The sequence below is a fragment of the Acetobacter sp. DmW_136 genome, from assembly GCF_008690365.1.
Classification (GTDB): Bacteria; Pseudomonadota; Alphaproteobacteria; order Acetobacterales; family Acetobacteraceae; genus Acetobacter; species Acetobacter oryzifermentans.
Genome location: NZ_VHON01000013.1, coordinates 30,539 through 48,401, shown reverse-complemented (window position 1 = coordinate 48,401; position 17,863 = coordinate 30,539). Strand labels below are relative to the sequence as shown.

Below are 17,863 nucleotides of genomic sequence, written 5' to 3'. Positions count from 1 at the left end.
GACGTTCTCTTTTTCCGTTTTCTGCCGCCCGAAACATCAAACCTTATGGGTGTGCAGGGGCTTCCCGCTTCAGCCCGGACGGAATGGCAAACACGCTATCTGGCTGGGTGGCGCGGCTTACACTTACTGCGCGCACCGTAACCTGCCCTTTCTGTGCAACCTGCAAAAGCAGGCCGTCTGGCGTATAGCATGCATCTGTTGGATGCCCCTCGGCATCCGTTGTGCGCCACAATGTGCACTGTTCACCCGCCACAACGGAATTCCCCAATCGTGCATAGGTGCCAGCCGCTGCGGGCTGCCCTGGGGGAGTAATCTGCTGTGGGCCCGGCACAGGCATCACGCTGGCCCGCTTGCGTGCGGTATCCACCACTGTAAGGGTGTGATCTGTCCATGATGTAATCATGAACACATCAGAATTCTGCGGGTCTAGCCGCTGGCGCAAGGAGCTAACCTGCCAGCGCATACGTTGCTGGGTGGGGGCATCCCCTTGGGCGGAGTTCAGCTCATACAACACATCCGCATCAACAGATGGCGTTACCACCGGCGCATCTGTGGGGCTTATTTGTGTTGGCTCTGGCGTTTGCGGCTGTATCTGGGCATGGGCGACACCACCAGAAGCCGCAGCCCCCAACAACACAAACCCCACACCGGCAAGAAAGCGTTTTGCAACCATCTTACGGTGTTCCTTCCGCGCTATTTGGAGCTGGGGTAGATATCATTGGCCCTACGCCAGAAGGCGCAGCAGGTTGTGCCGAAGCGCCACCCGCTGAACCTCCGCCGTTTTTATTGCCACTATGCGGGTTAACTTCCTGAAAGCCTGCAGGCGGCTGAAAGACGCTATCGGGCACGGGTTCGTAAGACACTTTCATGGCGCGGATACGGCCATTTAGCCCATCCACATCAATACCGGTTTGGGAAAGAATAAAGCCATCATCCGTGACGCAAGCCGTAGCCTGCCCTTGGGCAGATTGTGCAGCCCAGACGGTGCAGGGTTGCCCGGCCACAACATCACTGCCCTTGCGCGTAAACTGCATGGACAGATCAAGCAGAAACGGGTTGCGGATGCCTTCCTGCTGTACAAGGCGGGTGTAGATATGCCGATCGTTCAAAAGCACCAACACTTCCTGTGAAGCGCGGTTGATAATTACAGCCCCGCGGCTATCATCCCCTTCCATGCTGGTCATGTAATTAATGCGCATCAACCCGCCATCGCCAGAGAACATCACCTGCACATGGCGCGTTGCTATGGGGGTGTCTGGCTTAACACCATTTTCCAAATCCTGCGCTGTGGGCTGGGGCTGAAAGCTGTAATCAATAATAGCATCACGCGCGGGCGTTAGGCGTGGATGATCCAGCGCAACCTGTGCCTGTGCCTGCCCAGAAAACACCGTGCCCAGCACAGGCACAGCCGCCCCCAGAACACCCATCAGGCAAAAAAAACGCATACGACCATACAGGCGTGTGCTCATGATATCATCCATTCCAGTCATTCAAATTACAGGCCCGCACTTGGTTACCACCTTGGGCGCAAGCAACATGCTGCAAGCCTAAGGCATGCCACGGGCCGGAATATGGCAGTTACTTACATGTTTCGGATTTCTGCTTCCAGCACATCAGCCGGAATATTCTGCTGCCAGCGCGGCTGCATGCTTACGGCCTTTTCCAACATGGCTTTATATTCGGCTGCTGGTATTTCCTCTCCCCCAAAGCGGGCCAGATGTTCGGTGCCAAATTGTGTGTCCAGCACAACAAACCCACACACGCGCAACCGTGCCACCAAATGCACCAAAGCCACCTTGGAGGCATCTGTTGTGCGGCTGAACATGCTTTCTCCAAAAAAAGCACCACCAAGGGCTACGCCGTACAGACCGCCAACCAGATTACCATTTTGCCAACACTCCACACTGTGGCTGAAGCCCATGTTATGCAGAGCACAGAACAAGCGGTAGATCTCGCTATTTATCCATGTGGTTTCGCGCCCCGGCGCGGGGGCGGCACATGCACGCATAATAGCGGGAAAATCCCTGTCCACACACACATCAAACTGGCCAGACAACACAGTGCGGCGCAAGCGGCGCGGAAGATGAAAACCATCAAGTGGCAAAATACCGCGGGGGTCGGGGTCATACCACCGCAGGGTCGTATCCGTTGCATCGGACGCCATAGGAAACAGCCCCGCCGCATATGCACCCAGCATGATCTGTGGGGTAAGTTCCTGTGCCATCTGCTGCATGTTCCTTTCCTGCAACCCATCATCCCGCAAGCCAAGGCAACCTCTGGCTTTGCATTCCGTTATGGAGTGTCATAGCCCATATGTTGTCTGACCCTGCTTGATGCCAGCCCGCATTGGGCACAAACTTGTGCCAGACAGCCACCGACTCACCAGCCTACGGAGTTGCCTGTGAGCACAGAAGCACCTCGCCTTATCCGCTCCATCCGCCTGTTAGATGCTGCGGAAGATCGTATTAAAACACAATTTACAGCCCCGCCTCCGCCAGAAAAAAGCCTGAACACACAGGCCCTTCTGGAATTAGCTAAGGCATTTCAGCCTTTTGCTGTTGTGGTTACCAATAACGCACCTCTTAAAGGCAAGGATGTAGAAGCTCTGCCAGAATGCGTAAAACTGGTTTCTACTGTAAGCGTTGGGCTAGACCATCTGGATCTTCCCGCCCTACATGCGCGTGGTATTGCGGTTTCCAACACCCCAAATGTGCTGACAGATTGTAATGCTGATTTAAGCATGATGCTGATTCTGGCCGCCTGCCGCCGCGCTGCCGAATATTATACGCTCATGAAAAAAGGCTGGCACCGCGGCATGGGTATGGGCGGCATGTTGGGCCACCGCGTTACCGGCAAACGGCTGGGCATTGTGGGTATGGGCCGTATTGGGCAGGCTGTGGCAAAGCGCGCGCGTGGCTTTGACATGACCATTCTGTACCACAACCGCAGCCGCCTTTCCGCCGCGGAAGAAGCCGGTGCCACCTATTTTGAAAAGCTGGAAGACATGTTGCCCCATTGCGATGTGCTAACATTGCACATGCCGGGTTCACCTTCTGCGCCCCCCCTCATGAACAGTCAGACATTTTCTCTGCTGCCCAAAGGGAGCGTGTTTGTAAATGCGGCGCGCGGGTCTTTGGTGGATGAAGATGCGCTGATAGAGGCTCTGGAATCTGGCCATCTGTTTGGAGCTGGGCTGGACGTTTACCGGCAGGAACCCAACCCCAACCCAAGGCTGACAGCCTTGCCCAATATCTTCATGACACCGCACGCAGGCAGCGCCACCATAGAAACGCGCACCGCCATGTGCATGTTGGCGCTAGATAATGTTGAGGCTTTGGCAAAAGGCTTGCCCATGCCCTCTCCCGTTACGATGTAAGGAGCAACCTTTGCCATGAACATGCGCCTGTCTTGCCTGATTGGTATTGTAGTGTGCTTTGCCGTGAGTATGTGGGCGCCGCATTACCATTTGGCGGCCAAGGTTATTGGCATCACGCTGCTTGGATTTGCCATTCTCACTACGTTTCTGGAGGGTGAACCTCCCCGCAAGATCGCGAAAAAAACCGCCTAAGCAGCAAAAAGGCCAGCCCATAAAGGTGCTGGCCTTTTTTGCGTCTCTCTTACTTTGACAAAAAGCAGTTTAGGCTTCCGCCCCACGTTCGGCCAGATCTGCACGCATAGACATAGCGGTATCACGCACAACCGGCCCGTGTTCACGCTCCAAGCGCCGAATGGTGAAATGTGCACGGGCAAGCGCACGGTAATGGTTGAAGAACGCCGTATTCAAAGAAGCCCCACACAGCGCGCCTGCTACAGGCATAAGTTGGAGAGAAATTTTCTGCCCCAGCGCCAAGCCGTAATGCGAGGCCACTTCAGCAATCAACATCACAACCGGGCGGCCACGCAACACGGCACGGGCCGAAAAATAGCCCAGTTCGCTTTCTTCGCCCGCTCTGCTGTTCGGGAAGGCTTTAAGGGCAAACACTTCCAAACATGCACGGCGGGCATCAGGATCAGACAGGTCTTCCCCTTCTTCCCGCGCAACGCGTGCAATTTCGCGCATGATTGTAAGCGTTGTAAAACCAATATCCGGGCCCAAACCGGCCAAGCCGCTAAACCCACCAACTGCACCAGAAACAGCTACAGCGGCTTGCAGTGCCGGGCCACGCCAACGGGCTTCTGCCATCTGGCTATCTGCGCGGCCTTTCATGCCCACAATGGCAACATCAAACGCACGTGCAATGGCAGTTTCTGCCAGCCCGCGCATTTTTTCTTCCATATTGGGGGCCATGCCCAAACCACGCAGCCCCAAACGTGCAGCATGCCCCACGGCGCCGCCCATAAGGTCTGCCAAACGCACCAGAACGCCCCGGCCAGATTCCACATCAGCCAGAGCCTGTTCCAGTTCTGCCAGTTCGTGCCCATCCAAAAGCATGGGGGCCAGGGCATTCCCTGCTGTTTTTTGTGTGCTCATCCGTGCCTCTCCTGCCTGCTGCATGCCACGCCCGTTTGCGAACGAAGCAGCGACGCACTCTGGCGCCTTATTTTTCTCTATTCCGTTGTAATCATAACAGGCACAGAGCACGAAAAACAGCACCCAGCACCTTATCCACCCTGCATACGCGGCCCGCGCCGTTGTAAGGCTTGCATAAAGCCCTTACACACTCCAAAGCAGAAATACCGTTCTCCACCCAGGCGCACACCTTATTGCGGAGTATCCTGACATGACCGATCCTTCACCCACCCAGCGTTCCGTGCGGCGCTTTCTGCGGCTGGCGCCGCTGGCAGCCCTTGTTACAACCGCTGCCTGCGCCACCCAGCAGCAGCAGACATATGAAACCCGGCTGGCTGAAGCGCGCACTGCACCAGATCTGTGCCAGTCTGACCGTTTCCACATTCTGGTGGCGAAAGCATGGGAAAAGGCACATGAAGCCGGTGGTGCAGATGTAGAAGATGCCTCTCCCAACCCCAATACGCCTGCACCCGCCATACAGGTACAGGCTTCTTCCGCCATGCCGGATGTAAGCTTTCCGCCTTATTCACAACGCTCTTGCCGCATGACAGTTCAATCTGGCACGGCTGCGCCTGAAACAGGCTTTTTTACGGTGGCTTACTTTATGCACAACGGCAAGGTGGATACCTCCGTGCCATTGTGGGATTCTGATAAAGAGGTTTCCGACTACTATAATGAGCTGAAAGAAAAGATCCGCTCTGGCGTGGATATGAACAATCCAACCCTAAAAGCCTGCATGCGGCATTACCCAGACCTGCACCCAAACAGCACAGATCCAGCCGTACAGCAGGCTGCTATCAGCCTGCGTGCTGTGTTGGTGCGCCACTGCCTGGCAGACCATGCTGCATTAAAAAACCTGTACTCAGACATGTACTTCATTCACCGCTAAACAAATATCCGGGCATACCCGCTTTTGGGTCTGGCTGCTTTGATCTTGCATTCAGCCCCAAAAGCCGCATTGTACGGCAGTTCTTTTTAGCTTTCAGGATACCTATTCCCATGCAGTATCATTCTGTTTCCCCCGATTTTGCCGTTTCCCCCCAGATTACAGTGGATGATATTCCGCTTATTCATGGTGCAGGGTTCAAAACCATTATTTGTAACCGCCCAGACGGTGAAGAAGCTGGCCAGCCATCTGCTGAAACCATTGGTGAAGCTGCACGCAAAGCGGGCCTTGCCTTTATTGCCATTCCCATTTCTGCACCGCTCACACCTTCTTCCGATGCCGTGATTGAAACGCAGGAAGCCATCAACACCCTACCTGGCCCAATTTTTGCCTATTGCCGTTCTGGCAACCGTTCCGCTCAGGCATGGACACTGGCAACACAGAGCTAATTTTTACTCTGCATTGCTTGCAAAAAAGGCCGCCCTTTATGGAGCGGCCTTTTTTGTTTGTGTGTAATTTGCCCAGCACTACAAAATATCGTGAACACGGGCTGTGTTTCAGGCAGGCTCTTGCCACCCACCCATCTCACACAAAATCTGCCAGTGTGCTGCCGATACAGGGCAGACAGATAAGCGAGACTGCCGCACCAAAGCCAAATCTTCCAGCGTAGGTTCGGCCTTAATCTGCGCCAGTGTTACAGGGGTAGGCATGGGGGCTATGGCTTTCACATCCACACATACCCATTTATCTGTTTCTGCCGTTGGGTCTGGATAACCTTCACGCACCACTTCCACCACGCCAACAATGGCGCGTTGCACGTTGGAATGGTAGAAAAAAGCGCGGTCTCCCGCCTTCATGGCCGCAAGGTTCTTTTTAGCCTGGTGGTTGCGCACACCTGTCCATGGCTCTACGCCATTAGCCACCTGCTCATCCCAGCTAAAAGCATCCGGCTCACTTTTCACCAGCCAGTAGGCCATGATTATTCTGCCATCTGGCCATCACGGAACACAGTCCGCAACGGGCGAATAATCACGCTTTCAAACAGATTAACCTTTGCGTATGGGTCTGCCGCAGCAAAACCTTCCGCCGTGGCGCGATCTGGGGCTTCCAGCAGAACAAGGCTGCCACAGGGGGCGCTATTGGCATCCAGTTGCGGGCCTGCAAAAAGGATACCGTCTTTATGGGCTTCCAAAAATGCCAGATGCTGCGCACGTGTGGCCTTGCGCAATTCCAGCGCGCCGGGACGATCCGTACAGGTAATGGCAAACAGCATAATTTCCTCCGTTGTGTTGTGCGGGCAAGACGCCCATGAACAACTGCATCGTGTCAAGAGGCACGGAATGTTGTAAAAGGGGACACAGGTAGTCCTTTTCCCACTTCCACAATGGCGGTGAAAGAGGAAGACCACAGGATTGAACCAGATACAGATGGAACGGACTGACTTTTGAGCGCCTCTCCGACCTTTGTCGCGCGTACCGGCAATTTTTTCCATCGGTATGCCAATCCCGGCCAGTTTCTTAAGCTGGGGGCACGCCTACAGCCGTGGCTAACATGGCCTGCCATTATTCTTACCCTTACGGGGTTGGGCTGGGGGTTGTTTTTCTCCCCCGCAGACTGGCAGCAGGGCGATTCCGTGCGCATTATGTATGTGCATGTGCCTGCCGCCATGCTGGCTTCTGCCGGGTATGCTGGGCTGGCCATATGCGGCCTGCTCTCACTTGTATGGCGGCACCCGCTGGCTGATTTGGCAGCGGTGGAAATTGGGCCTGTTGGGGCATCTATCACCGCGCTTTGCCTTGCTACGGGTTCCCTTTGGGGCAAACCCATGTGGGGGACGTGGTGGGTGTGGGATGCACGGCTGACCTCCGTTTTAGTGCTGTTTTTCCTGTATCTGGGCCATATTGCCCTTATTCGGGCGTTTGATGATCCGCAGCGAGGGTACAAAGCTGCCGCTATTTTGGCCCTTGCTGGTGCGGTAGATTTGCCCATTATCAAGTTTAGTGTGCAGTGGTGGAATACCCTGCATCAGCCAGACAGCATTACCCTTACGGGTGCGCCCACCATGTCTTCCTCCATGCTGTGGCCTTTGGCTTTGTCTGCCTTGGGTATGGGGCTTGGGTTTGCCGCCATTGTTGTGGCCCGCACCCGCGCCGCCGTAATGGAAAGCCGCATTCGCGCCCTGCTGTCCTCCCCCCGCCGCAGAGGCAACGCTGCATGACCCATCTGCCTTATATTGCCGCCAGCTACGGCCTGTTTGCCATTATGGCGCTTGTGTTTTCTATTGGTGCTGCCCTGCGCCTGAAGCGCGACCGCATCCGGCTGGCCACCCTTGAACAAAAAGCCCCCCGCAAGGCAGGAGCCGCCCCACAATCATGACCCGCAAAACCCGTCGCCTTTGGCTTGTCATTGCCTGCGTGGCGTGCCTTGGCACCGCCGCAGCTTTGATCCTGCGGGCTTTTTCTTCCGATATCGTGTTTTTTGTCACACCTTCACAGGTTATGGCTTCTCCCCCACCTGCGGATAGAACCGTTAAGCTGGGCGGTATGGTGGTTGCTGGCTCTGTGCACCGTGAACGCAAGGGTGAAACACCTGTGGCCACGTTTAACGTCACAGATGGTCAGGCCGCTGTTACCGTGCATTACGAGGGCATTTTGCCAGACCTGTTCCGTGAAGGGCAGAGCGTTGTCGCCATTGGCACCGTGCAGCCTTCGCACGATTTTACCGCTACCGAAGTGCTAGCCAAGCATGATGAAACCTACATGCCCAAGGAAGTGGCCGAGGCCCTGAAAAAGGCCGGGAAGTGGGACCCACGTTTTGGCCCGCCCCCCAGTGCGGATAGCTGGAACAAAATGACGGTGCAGGATGCCCGCAAAAACACCGCCACCCAGCCTGCCACCAACTAAATACAGACCTGAAAAAGCGGGAGCCTACCCCCTGACATGCTGAGCCCCGAACTCGGACACTACGCCCTTGCGCTGGCCTGCGTGCTTGCTGCCATACAAGGTATTCTCCCCCTTATGGGTGCACGCCGCCGCGATGTGCGGCTGATGGCATTGGCCCCCGGCCTTGCCATTGGCCAGCTTATTGCACTGCTAACCTCTTTTCTCTGCCTGGTTTACGCCGCTGTTACGGATGATTTTTCTGTCCAGAACATTGCGGCCAACAGCGCGGTTTCCAAACCGCTGCTGTATAAAATTACCGGCGTGTGGGGGAACCACGAAGGCTCCATTCTTTTATGGGCGCTTATTCTGGGCTTATGCGGCGCGGCTGTTGCGGCTTTTGGGCGCAACCTGCCTTCTGCCCTGCGCGCCCGCGTTATTGGCGTGCTGGGGCTGGTGGCCACCGGGTTTGAGCTGTTCTGCCTTACCACGTCTGATCCATTTGCCCGTATCTGGCCTGCGCCTATGGATGGGCAGGGCATGAACCCCCTGCTGCAAGACCCCGGTCTGGCTTTCCACCCACCTATTCTCTACACGGGTTATGTCGGCTTTGCCGTGCCATTTGCTTTTGCCATTGCCGCTTTGCTGGAAGGCCGGGTAGATGCCGCATGGGGCCGTTGGGTGCGCCCGTGGGCTGTGGCCGCATGGTGCTTCCTAACCTGCGGAATCGCAATGGGGTCTTGGTGGTCTTATTACGTGCTGGGTTGGGGTGGTTACTGGTTTTGGGATCCGGTGGAAAATGCCTCGCTCATTCCGTGGCTAACAGGCACCGCCCTTATTCATTCCGCCATTGTGGTGGAAAAGCGCGAAGCCCTTAAAATCTGGACAGTGCTGCTGGCTATTGGCACGTTCTCGTTCTCGCTTTCCGGCACATTCCTTGTGCGTTCGGGCATCCTGAACTCTGTGCATGCCTTTGCGAATGACCCTGCACGCGGGGTGTTTATTCTGGGCCTGCTGGCTGTGGTGATTGGTGGCTCTCTGGCGCTATTTGCTTATCGCGCGCCTTCGCTTACCTCCGGCGGGCTGTTTGCCCCGGTCTCGCGCGAAGGGGCTTTGGTGCTGAACAACATTTTGCTGTGTTCGCTCTGCGCCGTAGTGCTAACGGGCACAATGTATCCGCCGTTTATGTCCCTGCTGTTTGACCGCACCATTTCTGTGGGCAAACCGTTTTTTGATGCCACCACCATTCCGCTGGCTCTGCCGCTTTTCATCTTCATGGGGTTTGGCCCCATGCTGCCGTGGAAGCGTGCGCAGCTTTGGCCCATTTTGCAAAAGCTATGGGTTGCCGCTGTTATCACCGCCATTGCTTGCGCCGTTGCAGCCTTCCGCCTTTCTGGCGTTCTGCCAATTCTGTGCGCCGCAGCTTCTATCTGGATTATTACATCCACCATTACGGATGTAGTAGAACGCGTGCGCTTGTTCCGTGCGCCGCTTGCCACAAGCATTCAGCGTGCACGTATGTTGCCCCGCGCCATTATTGGCACCGCCATTGCACATATTGGCGTGGGCATTACGGTGCTTGGGCTTTCCGCCATGTCTCAGGCCCAGCATAAAATTGTGGAAGTGCCTATTGGCACAACAGAACATCTGGCTGGGTATGACTGGACACTTACAAACGTAAAGCAGGAACCTGGGCCAAACTACACCGCCATGGTGGGCACGTTAGAAGTGCGGCGCAACGGGCACCTTATAACCGTTATGCACCCTTCCAAACGCAGTTTTAATACGCAAAACCAGACCACAACCGATGTTGCCATCCATACCAACCTGCTGGCAGATCTGTACGGTGTACTGGGTGACAAACATGGGCCGGATAGCAACCCAACCTACGTACTGCGCTTACACTATAATCCGTTAGCTCCGTGGATGTGGCTGGGTGCGCTGGTTATGGCTTTTGGTGGCGCGCTTTCCCTGTCTGACCGGCGTGTGCGTGTGGGTGCGCCGCAGCGTGCCAAATCTTCTGCCGAAATGAGTGCAGCATCATGAGCAATTCAGAAACACCCCCCAATGCTTCCCGCCGTCGGCTGCTTATGGCTTTGCCATTGGCAGGGGCTGGCGTAGTTGGCGTTGCGTTTTGGAAAATGCTTTCCGGTATGGAGCATGGCTCCTTCAACCCGCATGATATCAACGCGCCAGTGCTTAACCGGCCCGTGCCAGATTTCACGCTGCCAGATCAGCCCCCCATGCAGGGCTTTAACACGCAGGACTTACGCAACCTGACACAACCTGTGCTGGTGAACTTTTTTGCATCGTGGTGCATTCCCTGCCTTGCGGAAATGCCAACCCTGATGACACTCAAAGACAAGCTGACCATGTGGGGCATTGCCTACAAGGACAGGCCAGAAAATGCGGAAAACTTTCTTAAGCATTCCGGCAACCCGTTCTCCCGCCTTGGGAGTGACCATGAAGGCCGGGTGGGTATCGAATGGGGTATTTCTGGCGTGCCAGAAACATTCCTAATCGGCCCCGGTGGTGTTATCCGCTGGCACACGGCAGCCCCCCTTACGGATGACATTCTGAGTCAGACACTTCTGCCTTTGGTTGAAAAGTTGAAAACGCCATGAACATGCGCCGTTTTCTGGCTGCCTCCTGCGTTGGGTTCTCCCTTATTGCGGCACCTGCTCTGGTGCTGGCGGTGGATGACCCCATGGAAATGCTGCCCAACCCCCAGGATGAAGCGCGGGCTGAAGCCATTGGCTCCCAACTGCGCTGCCTTGTTTGCCAAAACGAATCTATCGAGGACAGTAGTGCTGGCTTGGCGCGAGACCTGCGCCGTGTGGTGCGTGAACACGTTGCCAAGGGTGAAAACAACCAGCAGATTATGGACTGGATGGTAAACCGCTATGGCAACTTTATCCGCCTGAAACCTGCGTTTTCATTCAGCACCTTGCTGTTGTGGTGCATGCCAGTTCTGGCGCTGCTGCTGGGGCTTGTATCGGCCCTTATCTTTTATCGCCGCCGCGCGGCTGCTCCGCCCTCTCCACCACCACTCACAGAAGAAGAAAAATCCCGGCTGGCCCAGCTGACAAAGGATAAGGATAACGCCCCATGATCTGGCTTTCCATTGCCCTGCTCAGCCTGCTGGCTCTGGCCCCCGCCTGCGCCACATTATGGAAACGCACCCGCACCGTGCGGGATGAACGCAGCGCCGCTCTTGCCCTACACGAAGCCCAATTGGCGGAAGTAGACCGTGACCTGACAATAGGGCTGATTGCCCCAACTGAGCACGAAATTGCACGGCTGGAAATTCAGCGTCGCATTCTGGCGGCAGATAAAGCACCATCCTCCGCCGATAACTCTCGTGCCGCCACAGCAGGTTGGATTGGCCTTGGCCTTGCACCTGTGCTGGCGGTGGGCCTGTATCTAACAAATGGCGTGCCTTCCCTGCCTGCCCAGCCACTTGGCCCACGCCTTGCGGCCGAGCATATGCAGGACACAAAAAATGATATGCTGGTTGCCCGCCTGAAGCAGACATTGGCTACCCTACCACCGGGTGACCCTGCGCTACGCCAAGGCTATCTGCTTCTTGGGCAGGTTGAAGCCTCCCGCGAGCATTATGCAGAAGCCGCAGATGCGTGGAACCATGCTCTGGATATGGGTTTTGATGCGGAACTGGCCGCCCGCACGGCAGAAGCCATCACGCGCACTAACCATCAGGTTACACCGCAAGCACTCGCACTTTTCCGCAAGGCGCTGGATGCGGCCCCACAGGATGCCACATGGCGCAGTGCGGTGCAGGCACGCATTGCGCAAGGAGAGCACGATCAGGATAATCCCTGATCGGCGTTCCTCATATCATTTTAAGCGTTAAAGACCGCTACCTTCTGGGGCTATAACACGGCCCCAGATTTCTTCCTTCGCCCGCCGCTGGGGCGGACGGGGCTGGCAGGAAATAAAATACAGCCCAACTACAAAAACAATATTAGAAAACGCATTAAACCACATGGCTGAACTGAACGTTACCGGCGATGTAATGGCTTGATAAATCACGTAAAATGTAAATGGAATAGAGATAATGCGCACGCTAATCAGCATGTAACGCAAAGGATTGGCCTTGCCCGGCTGCACCAATACGCGCAGGCGGCTCAACCCTATAAAAAATGTAACGCACAATGCCCATACCAGCACGTTAAAGATCATGTTTCCAAAATCGTTCATGCCGGTTACAACAAACACGGCAATAATGGAAACAGCAGACAGCAACAAAGAGCCGAGCTGGCAGCTCATCCCCACTTCAAAAGCGGTTAGACGTTCTGGCAATTTATCTGCCAAGGGCTGGCAGACTTCATCCAGCAGCCAGCTATCCATGCGTTTAATACGTTCGCCCAAATCCATGGCGTAATTCTACCGGATTCATACGCAGGATGCACGCCCTCAACACATGCGCATTGCAGGCGTGCAGAAAATGTTACGCCTGTTTGGTTTCTGCTCCGGCTTCTGGCAGCACGCCCTGTGGGGTTTGCTTATCCACTGCGGCAGGTAGAAAATGTGCCAAAGCCGTCAGCACCGTATCTGCGGGCAGGCCTGTTTTTGCGATCAGGTTATGCACTATATCGCTACCCAGAATGGTCTGAATTTCATCTGGAGTAGCAGGCACGTTGCCACCTTGGCTAACCCATGAACGCACTTTATCACCCAGCCCGGCCTGATCTGCCCGCGTAAGCAGCGCCTCCAGATTCTGCGGCTGTAGCAAAGACTGCAACTGCTGCTGCAATGCCCCCTGCACATCCACGCCCAAAGCGCTTTCTACTTTACCAAGAATGTTTTGAAGGAAATCAGACATCGCGCCTACTTTCGTTTATCTTACCGCAACTGCGAACATAATATTCACAGTATTTTTCTATCTGGGAACATGATAGCTTATATGCGCAAGATTTATAAATAATTTCTGATCCCACGCGCGTTCATCGCCGGAAGACTGATAGCTGATATGCGTCTGAACCCACAAGGAAAAAGCAGGGAATCAGGCTACCCTGTGCGGCATTCCTCCCTGTTTTTCGTTGTCAGGATAAAATAGTCGCCGTGCCCAGTCTCCCTATGTTTATCCTTGACCGGATCGGCCCCCTGCGCAATTTCCGCCCCCTGCACCGGCCGGGTGAACGCGGGAAGTTGCCTCTTGCCTGGTTGATCTCTCCTACACCTGCCGCCATCGGTTTTGCCGTGCGCACCACTGCCGCAGCCCTGCTTGCGTTGGTGATTGCGCTGTGGATGGAACTGGATGACCCGCAATGGGCGGCCATGACCGTATGGATTGTGGCCCAGGGCTCTCGCGGGGAAAGTCTTTCCAAAGCCAGATGGCGTCTGGTGGGCACGGCCATAGGGGTGGTGATGTCCATTACCCTTATTTCGGCCTTTAACCAGAATGCGTGGCTGTTCTTCCCCATTCTGTCTATTTGGGTTGGCACATGCTGCACCATGGCTACATTGGTGCGTAACTTCCGTTCCTACGCACTGGTGCTGGCCGGTTACACCACAGCCATTATTGCCATTGGCGCCATTCCGCACCCAGAAAACGTGTTTATGACGGCCATGTCCCGCGCATCTTATATTGTGCTGGGCATTGTGTGTGAGGGCACGCTGGCAGGTCTGTTTGCCCATAATCTGGCTGAAACAGCCCGCCGCAATATGCGTGATAAACTGCGTACGGCACTTTCCAACGTATCTACCTCTGTTTCCAGCCTCTTGGCGGGGGATGAGGAAGCACTGGTGCGTTCGCGCGCCATGTTTGGCCCGCTGATTTCGATTAATGACCAGATCGAATTCTCCGAAGTGGAAATGGGCCCGCACGGGCATGAAGGTGACCATGCACGCGCTGCACTGGCAGCCGTTTCTGTGCTGCTGTCACGCGGTTTGGGTATGGCTGTGCGCCTGCAATATGTGCAGACAGATCAGCCCGCTTTCCGTGAGACAGCAGCCCATGTGAGCGAGTTTCTGACCACCGTTCCCAACCGGCTTGATTCTGATGAAAGCGTGCAGGAACTGTTGCATGATCTGCAATTGCTGCGCGCTGAATGCCATCAGCGTGTGGTCGATGCGCTTTCGCAGGAAATTGACACGGCGTTTGATGACAACCCCGCAAATGATACGGACATTCCCGCCCTGTTGGATGGCCGCATTCTGCACAACGCGCTGGATGAACTGCTGGGTGAACTGGAACAGGCCATCCGGGAATATGATGCCAGCCAGCACTTTATCCGTGGGGATCACTTCCACTTCCGTTTGCAGGCCCACGTAGATAAGCGCGAGGCCATTTATAATGGTGTGCGTGCCATGGTGGCCATTACGGCTGCCGGGCTGGTGTGGGAATGTACAGCGTGGCCCGCTGGTTTGGGCTTTATTACCTTTGTGGCCATTGTTTGCGGGCTGTTTGCCACGCGAGAAAACCCGGTTGTTGCCTCATCACAATTCATGATCGGTGGCATATGGGCGGCTATTGTCTCATTCTTTCTGGTGTTTCTTGTACTGCCGACACAGGCAGATTACGAAATGCTGGTGGGCACGCTGGCCTTGCCCATGATTGCAGGCGGCCTGGCAGCCCGTAACGCGGGCACAGCTCTGCATTCTGCCGCTTATACGCTGTTGCTGCCAAACTTTGTGCACCCGCTCAACCAGGGCCGCCAGAACGAAGTGGCGTGGTTTAACTCCACCGCGGCCGTGTTGTTGGGCGTGTTTTTTGCCGTGCTGATTTTCCGGGCCGTGCTGCCCTTTAACAATAATGCAGAACGCTGGCGCATGCGCCGCACTATGCTGCATGATTTGCGCACACTGGCATCTGCCGAGCCCATGCCTGAAACGCGAGACTGGATTGGCCGCAATATTGACCGGTTTGCCCGCCTGATCCGCCATGCAGGCCCCACGCCTTCCCCCACCATTGAAGGCTGCTTGCAGGGCACGCTGGCTGCCATGACTATCGGGCTCAATATTATCCGTTTGCGCACGCTGCTTAAACGCAACCAGATTCCACCAGCAGCCAAACGCGCCATTGAAATTGTTATGAAGCGTATGAGCGGCTTTACCGGCAAATATGGCCACACGGCACACGCAGCAAGGGTTGCAACATCTGCCCTGCGCCGCATGGAAGCAATGGAGCCTAACATTTCTACCCGCATCGAGCTTACACGCGCCATTGCCTACCTGATTGTGGTCTCGCACGAGTTGGATGCCAACGCTGTATTTTTGGATGCTTCCAAGCCCTACCGCGCTGTGTAAACGCACCTATAATCAAGCTGTTAAAGAGCCGGGCTTTTGTTCCGGCTCTTTTTTTGTCAGATGCTCAAGATGTTGTTATAACAACATCTTCAATCTGGGGCGTCTGGCTGCGTGGTTTCATTTTCATTTCCATTACAATGGTATCGCGGCCTGCATGCCAGAATACACAGCGGGTCTTCCTTCCCGCTATCATGGCTTATTGCCCCAGCCCCGGCTAATCTAGGCTTTGCCCTGCGCACCACCGTAGCGGCATTTATTGCTCTTAGCTTGGCATTGTGGATGGAAATGGACAGCCCCCAATGGGCCGCCATGACCACATGGGTTGTGGCGCAGAACTCTCGCGGGCAAAGTGTTTCCAAAGCCAAATGGCGGTTGATTGGCACTTGTATTGGCGCTGTAGCTGGTATTGCATTTTTGGCTGCTTTTCCGCAGGAGCCGTGGCTTGTTTTTCCCTTTCTGGCCATATGGGCTGGTGGTTGCTGTGCCATTGCAACATTTCTGCGCAATTTTCGGTCTTATGCGCTGGTTCTTGTGTCCTTCACTACCACTATTATTGTGCTGAGCGCCGCCAACCAGCCTGACAACGTGTTCATGATCGCGCTTTCCCGCACCACCTACATTACGCTGGGTATTGTGTGCGAAAGCCTGCTGGCTGCCTTGTTTGCCCCACGCCTTGAGCACGTAGCCCAGCAGGAAATGCGAGAGCGCTTGCTAGGTGCCTTGCAGGGGGCGTGCTCTGGCGTACAAGGGCTGCTGCGCAACCAGCCCGATGGGCTACTACGCTCCCGCGCTTTGCTGGGCAGCATTCCATCTCTGGCAGATCAGACAGAGTTTAGTGAAATTGAAATGGGCCCTCACAACCATGCGGGAGACCACGCACGCGCCAGCCTGAACGCTGTTTCCGCCTTTTTGGCCCGCGGGATGACACTGCATATTCACATGCAAGCAGCCTCCCCTGTACCACCAGATTTTCAGCACGCTATTGATGATATCTGCACGCTTCTCACGGTATTACCGGCAGAACTGCAACAAGATGCCACCATAACGGCAGCAACACGGGCACGCGCCCAAATCCGGCTTTATCGCACCCGCAGCCAACAACGTGGCATAGACCGGCTGGTGCGGTTCCAGCTTCTGCAACAGCAAGATGCCCCCACCACCCAACAGCAACGGCGTGATTTGCTTGAAGGGCGTATTCTGGAATCTGCCTTGGCCAAATTGTTGATGGAACTGGATCTTGTTCTGGAGCACTTTATTGCCACCCAAATCCCCAGCAAGTCTGATCACTTCCGGTTTGACCGTCATCCTGCAAAAGATGTGCTTCTAGCCACCAATAACGGCATCCGGTCTGCCGCAGCCATTTGCGCGGGTGGTTTGTTATGGGAAGTTACGGCATGGCCCGATGGCTCTACCCTTGCCATGTTTGTGGCTGTTACCAGCACGCGCTTTTCTTCTTTTGAAGATCCGGTACATGCGGCCAGCGGCTTTTTCCGTGGCGCGGTATGGGCGGCTGTTATTTCCTTTATTCTCTGTTTTGTGGTGTTGCCGCAGCAGTCTGGGATAGAAACGCTGCTGGCATCACTCTTTTTCCCCATGTTGGTCGGTGGGCTGGCCTTGCGCGCCCCCGGCAGCATTGCAGGCACAGCAGCGGCCTATAATAACTTCCTGCCCTTTATGGTGGGGCCAGCCAACCATAACCGCATGGATGAGCTGACATGGTTTAACACCACCCCTGCCGTTGTTCTGGGTATTGGGTTGGGAATATGGGTTTTTCGGCTTGTGCTGCCATTTGATGCGGCAGCAGAACGCTGGAGGCTGCGCCGCAAAATGGTGCGTGATTTACGCCTGATGGCCAAAGGCCGCCTGACATTTACCTCTGCCCAATGGATAGCACGTTCGGGAGACAGGCTTGCGCAGATTATCCGCCACGCTGGCACCCACCCGAATGCCCTGGTGGAAGCCTACCTAACAGGCGCCATGAGTGCGATGACAACTGGTTTGCTTATTTTGCGCCTGCACAATGTGCTGTCTCACAAGCTTTTATCTGCCGATCAGGGCCAGCAAATTGCGCATGTGCTGGAAACAATCAGCCACATCAAAGGCTACACACAAGCCCCGGCCCTTGCTTCTGCCCACGCCATGCAGGCCCTTTTGCCAGCGGCTATGGTAGAACGAAACCTATCCCAACAAATAGACCTTGTGCGAGCCATAGGGGCGCTGGAGGTGTTGCGGCATGAGTTTACAGCCCATGCCACATTTATGGATATCACCCAGCGCTTTCACCTTGTTGACGCCCCGGAGCGACTGGCAGCCTAACCC

21 protein-coding genes are annotated in these 17,863 nt (G+C 55.4%); 13 read left to right on the top strand and 8 right to left on the bottom strand.

Going from position 1 to position 17,863, the window contains the following annotated elements:
• Positions 1 to 43: 43 nt before the first annotated feature.
• The 3 genes from FKW31_RS05210 to aat all read right to left on the bottom strand — a co-directional run bounded on the left by FKW31_RS05210 (position 44) and on the right by aat (position 2,224).
• Entirely contained in the window at positions 44 to 673 is a 630-nt protein-coding gene (locus FKW31_RS05210) for a hypothetical protein (protein WP_150177999.1), read from the bottom strand.
• Position 674: 1 nt separating this feature from the next.
• Positions 675 to 1,490 carry a DUF4412 domain-containing protein gene (locus FKW31_RS05205; protein WP_006116074.1) on the bottom strand — a complete coding sequence of 272 codons (816 nt, stop codon included), beginning with the start codon at positions 1,488 to 1,490 and terminating at the stop codon, positions 675 to 677.
• 92 nt (positions 1,491 to 1,582) lie between these two features.
• Positions 1,583 to 2,224 (bottom strand): leucyl/phenylalanyl-tRNA--protein transferase, encoded by a 642-nt coding sequence (gene aat / locus FKW31_RS05200; RefSeq protein ID WP_089179901.1) that lies wholly within the window; start codon positions 2,222 to 2,224, stop codon positions 1,583 to 1,585.
• Positions 2,225 to 2,401: 177 nt separating this feature from the next.
• On the opposite strand from aat, the gene FKW31_RS05195 reads away from it, so the two are divergent.
• Positions 2,402 to 3,376, top strand: a complete 975-nt coding sequence (locus FKW31_RS05195) for a D-glycerate dehydrogenase (protein ID WP_150177998.1) — start codon at positions 2,402 to 2,404, stop codon at positions 3,374 to 3,376.
• Positions 3,377 to 3,391: 15 nt separating this feature from the next.
• Positions 3,392 to 3,568 carry a hypothetical protein gene (locus FKW31_RS16005; RefSeq protein WP_166443378.1) on the top strand — a complete coding sequence of 59 codons (177 nt, stop codon included), beginning with the start codon at positions 3,392 to 3,394 and terminating at the stop codon, positions 3,566 to 3,568.
• 69 nt (positions 3,569 to 3,637) lie between these two features.
• Here the strand turns inward: FKW31_RS16005 and FKW31_RS05190 are convergent, their stop codons facing one another.
• On the bottom strand, positions 3,638 to 4,495 hold the full coding sequence (locus tag FKW31_RS05190) for an EcsC family protein (protein ID WP_089178826.1): 858 nt from the start codon (positions 4,493 to 4,495) through the stop codon (positions 3,638 to 3,640).
• Positions 4,496 to 4,721: 226 nt separating this feature from the next.
• Here FKW31_RS05190 and FKW31_RS05185 point away from each other — a divergent pair, with 226 nt between their 5' ends.
• Together FKW31_RS05185 and FKW31_RS05180 are read left to right on the top strand one after the other, a co-directional pair.
• Complete coding sequence (locus FKW31_RS05185; protein ID WP_150177997.1) at positions 4,722 to 5,399, top strand: hypothetical protein; 678 nt, start codon at positions 4,722 to 4,724, stop codon at positions 5,397 to 5,399.
• Between the two features lie 110 nt (positions 5,400 to 5,509).
• Entirely contained in the window at positions 5,510 to 5,845 is a 336-nt protein-coding gene (locus tag FKW31_RS05180; protein WP_150177996.1) for a TIGR01244 family sulfur transferase, read from the top strand.
• 108 nt (positions 5,846 to 5,953) lie between these two features.
• Here the strand turns inward: FKW31_RS05180 and FKW31_RS05175 are convergent, their stop codons facing one another.
• Positions 5,954 to 6,373, bottom strand: a complete 420-nt coding sequence (locus tag FKW31_RS05175; RefSeq protein WP_063353842.1) for an EVE domain-containing protein — start codon at positions 6,371 to 6,373, stop codon at positions 5,954 to 5,956.
• 2 nt (positions 6,374 to 6,375) lie between these two features.
• The gene (locus tag FKW31_RS05170) at positions 6,376 to 6,669 is read right to left on the bottom strand and encodes a YciI family protein (RefSeq protein ID WP_035351641.1); all 294 of its coding nucleotides are present in this window, start codon (positions 6,667 to 6,669) and stop codon (positions 6,376 to 6,378) included.
• A 171-nt stretch (positions 6,670 to 6,840) separates the two neighbouring features.
• On the opposite strand from FKW31_RS05170, the gene FKW31_RS05165 reads away from it, so the two are divergent.
• From FKW31_RS05165 to ccmI, 7 genes are read left to right on the top strand one after another with little or no spacing between them, the layout of a single operon-like run.
• The gene (locus FKW31_RS05165) at positions 6,841 to 7,614 is read left to right on the top strand and encodes a heme ABC transporter permease (protein ID WP_006116085.1); all 774 of its coding nucleotides are present in this window, start codon (positions 6,841 to 6,843) and stop codon (positions 7,612 to 7,614) included.
• A complete protein-coding gene (locus FKW31_RS16000) occupies positions 7,611 to 7,772 on the top strand; it encodes a hypothetical protein (RefSeq protein ID WP_162853386.1) in 162 nt (53 codons plus the stop codon). Before FKW31_RS05165 ends, FKW31_RS16000 begins: the two co-directional genes overlap by 4 nt.
• The gene (gene ccmE / locus FKW31_RS05160) at positions 7,769 to 8,299 is read left to right on the top strand and encodes a cytochrome c maturation protein CcmE (RefSeq protein ID WP_006116086.1); all 531 of its coding nucleotides are present in this window, start codon (positions 7,769 to 7,771) and stop codon (positions 8,297 to 8,299) included. The genes FKW31_RS16000 and ccmE overlap by 4 nt, the downstream gene beginning before the upstream one ends.
• Positions 8,300 to 8,335: 36 nt before the next feature.
• The gene (locus FKW31_RS05155; protein WP_150177995.1) at positions 8,336 to 10,321 is read left to right on the top strand and encodes a heme lyase CcmF/NrfE family subunit; all 1,986 of its coding nucleotides are present in this window, start codon (positions 8,336 to 8,338) and stop codon (positions 10,319 to 10,321) included.
• Positions 10,318 to 10,899: a DsbE family thiol:disulfide interchange protein gene (locus tag FKW31_RS05150; RefSeq protein WP_063353840.1), complete on the top strand. Its 582-nt coding sequence runs from the start codon at positions 10,318 to 10,320 to the stop codon at positions 10,897 to 10,899. The genes FKW31_RS05155 and FKW31_RS05150 overlap by 4 nt, the downstream gene beginning before the upstream one ends.
• A complete protein-coding gene (locus FKW31_RS05145) occupies positions 10,896 to 11,387 on the top strand; it encodes a cytochrome c-type biogenesis protein (protein WP_150177994.1) in 492 nt (163 codons plus the stop codon). Before FKW31_RS05150 ends, FKW31_RS05145 begins: the two co-directional genes overlap by 4 nt.
• Positions 11,384 to 12,115, top strand: a complete 732-nt coding sequence (gene ccmI / locus FKW31_RS05140; RefSeq protein ID WP_006116090.1) for a c-type cytochrome biogenesis protein CcmI — start codon at positions 11,384 to 11,386, stop codon at positions 12,113 to 12,115. The genes FKW31_RS05145 and ccmI overlap by 4 nt, the downstream gene beginning before the upstream one ends.
• Before the next feature lie 27 nt (positions 12,116 to 12,142).
• Here ccmI and FKW31_RS05135 read toward each other — a convergent pair whose 3' ends face one another.
• A complete protein-coding gene (locus FKW31_RS05135) occupies positions 12,143 to 12,670 on the bottom strand; it encodes a hypothetical protein (RefSeq protein ID WP_006116091.1) in 528 nt (175 codons plus the stop codon).
• Positions 12,671 to 12,743: 73 nt separating this feature from the next.
• Entirely contained in the window at positions 12,744 to 13,118 is a 375-nt protein-coding gene (locus FKW31_RS05130) for a YidB family protein (protein ID WP_006116093.1), read from the bottom strand.
• Between the two features lie 239 nt (positions 13,119 to 13,357).
• Here FKW31_RS05130 and FKW31_RS05125 point away from each other — a divergent pair, with 239 nt between their 5' ends.
• Both FKW31_RS05125 and FKW31_RS05120 read left to right on the top strand, forming a co-directional pair.
• Positions 13,358 to 15,544, top strand: coding sequence for an FUSC family protein (locus FKW31_RS05125; protein WP_006116094.1), 2,187 nt, complete (start codon positions 13,358 to 13,360; stop codon positions 15,542 to 15,544).
• A 111-nt stretch (positions 15,545 to 15,655) separates the two neighbouring features.
• Positions 15,656 to 17,860, top strand: a complete 2,205-nt coding sequence (locus FKW31_RS05120; RefSeq protein ID WP_150177993.1) for an FUSC family protein — start codon at positions 15,656 to 15,658, stop codon at positions 17,858 to 17,860.
• Positions 17,861 to 17,863: the final 3 nt, after the last annotated feature.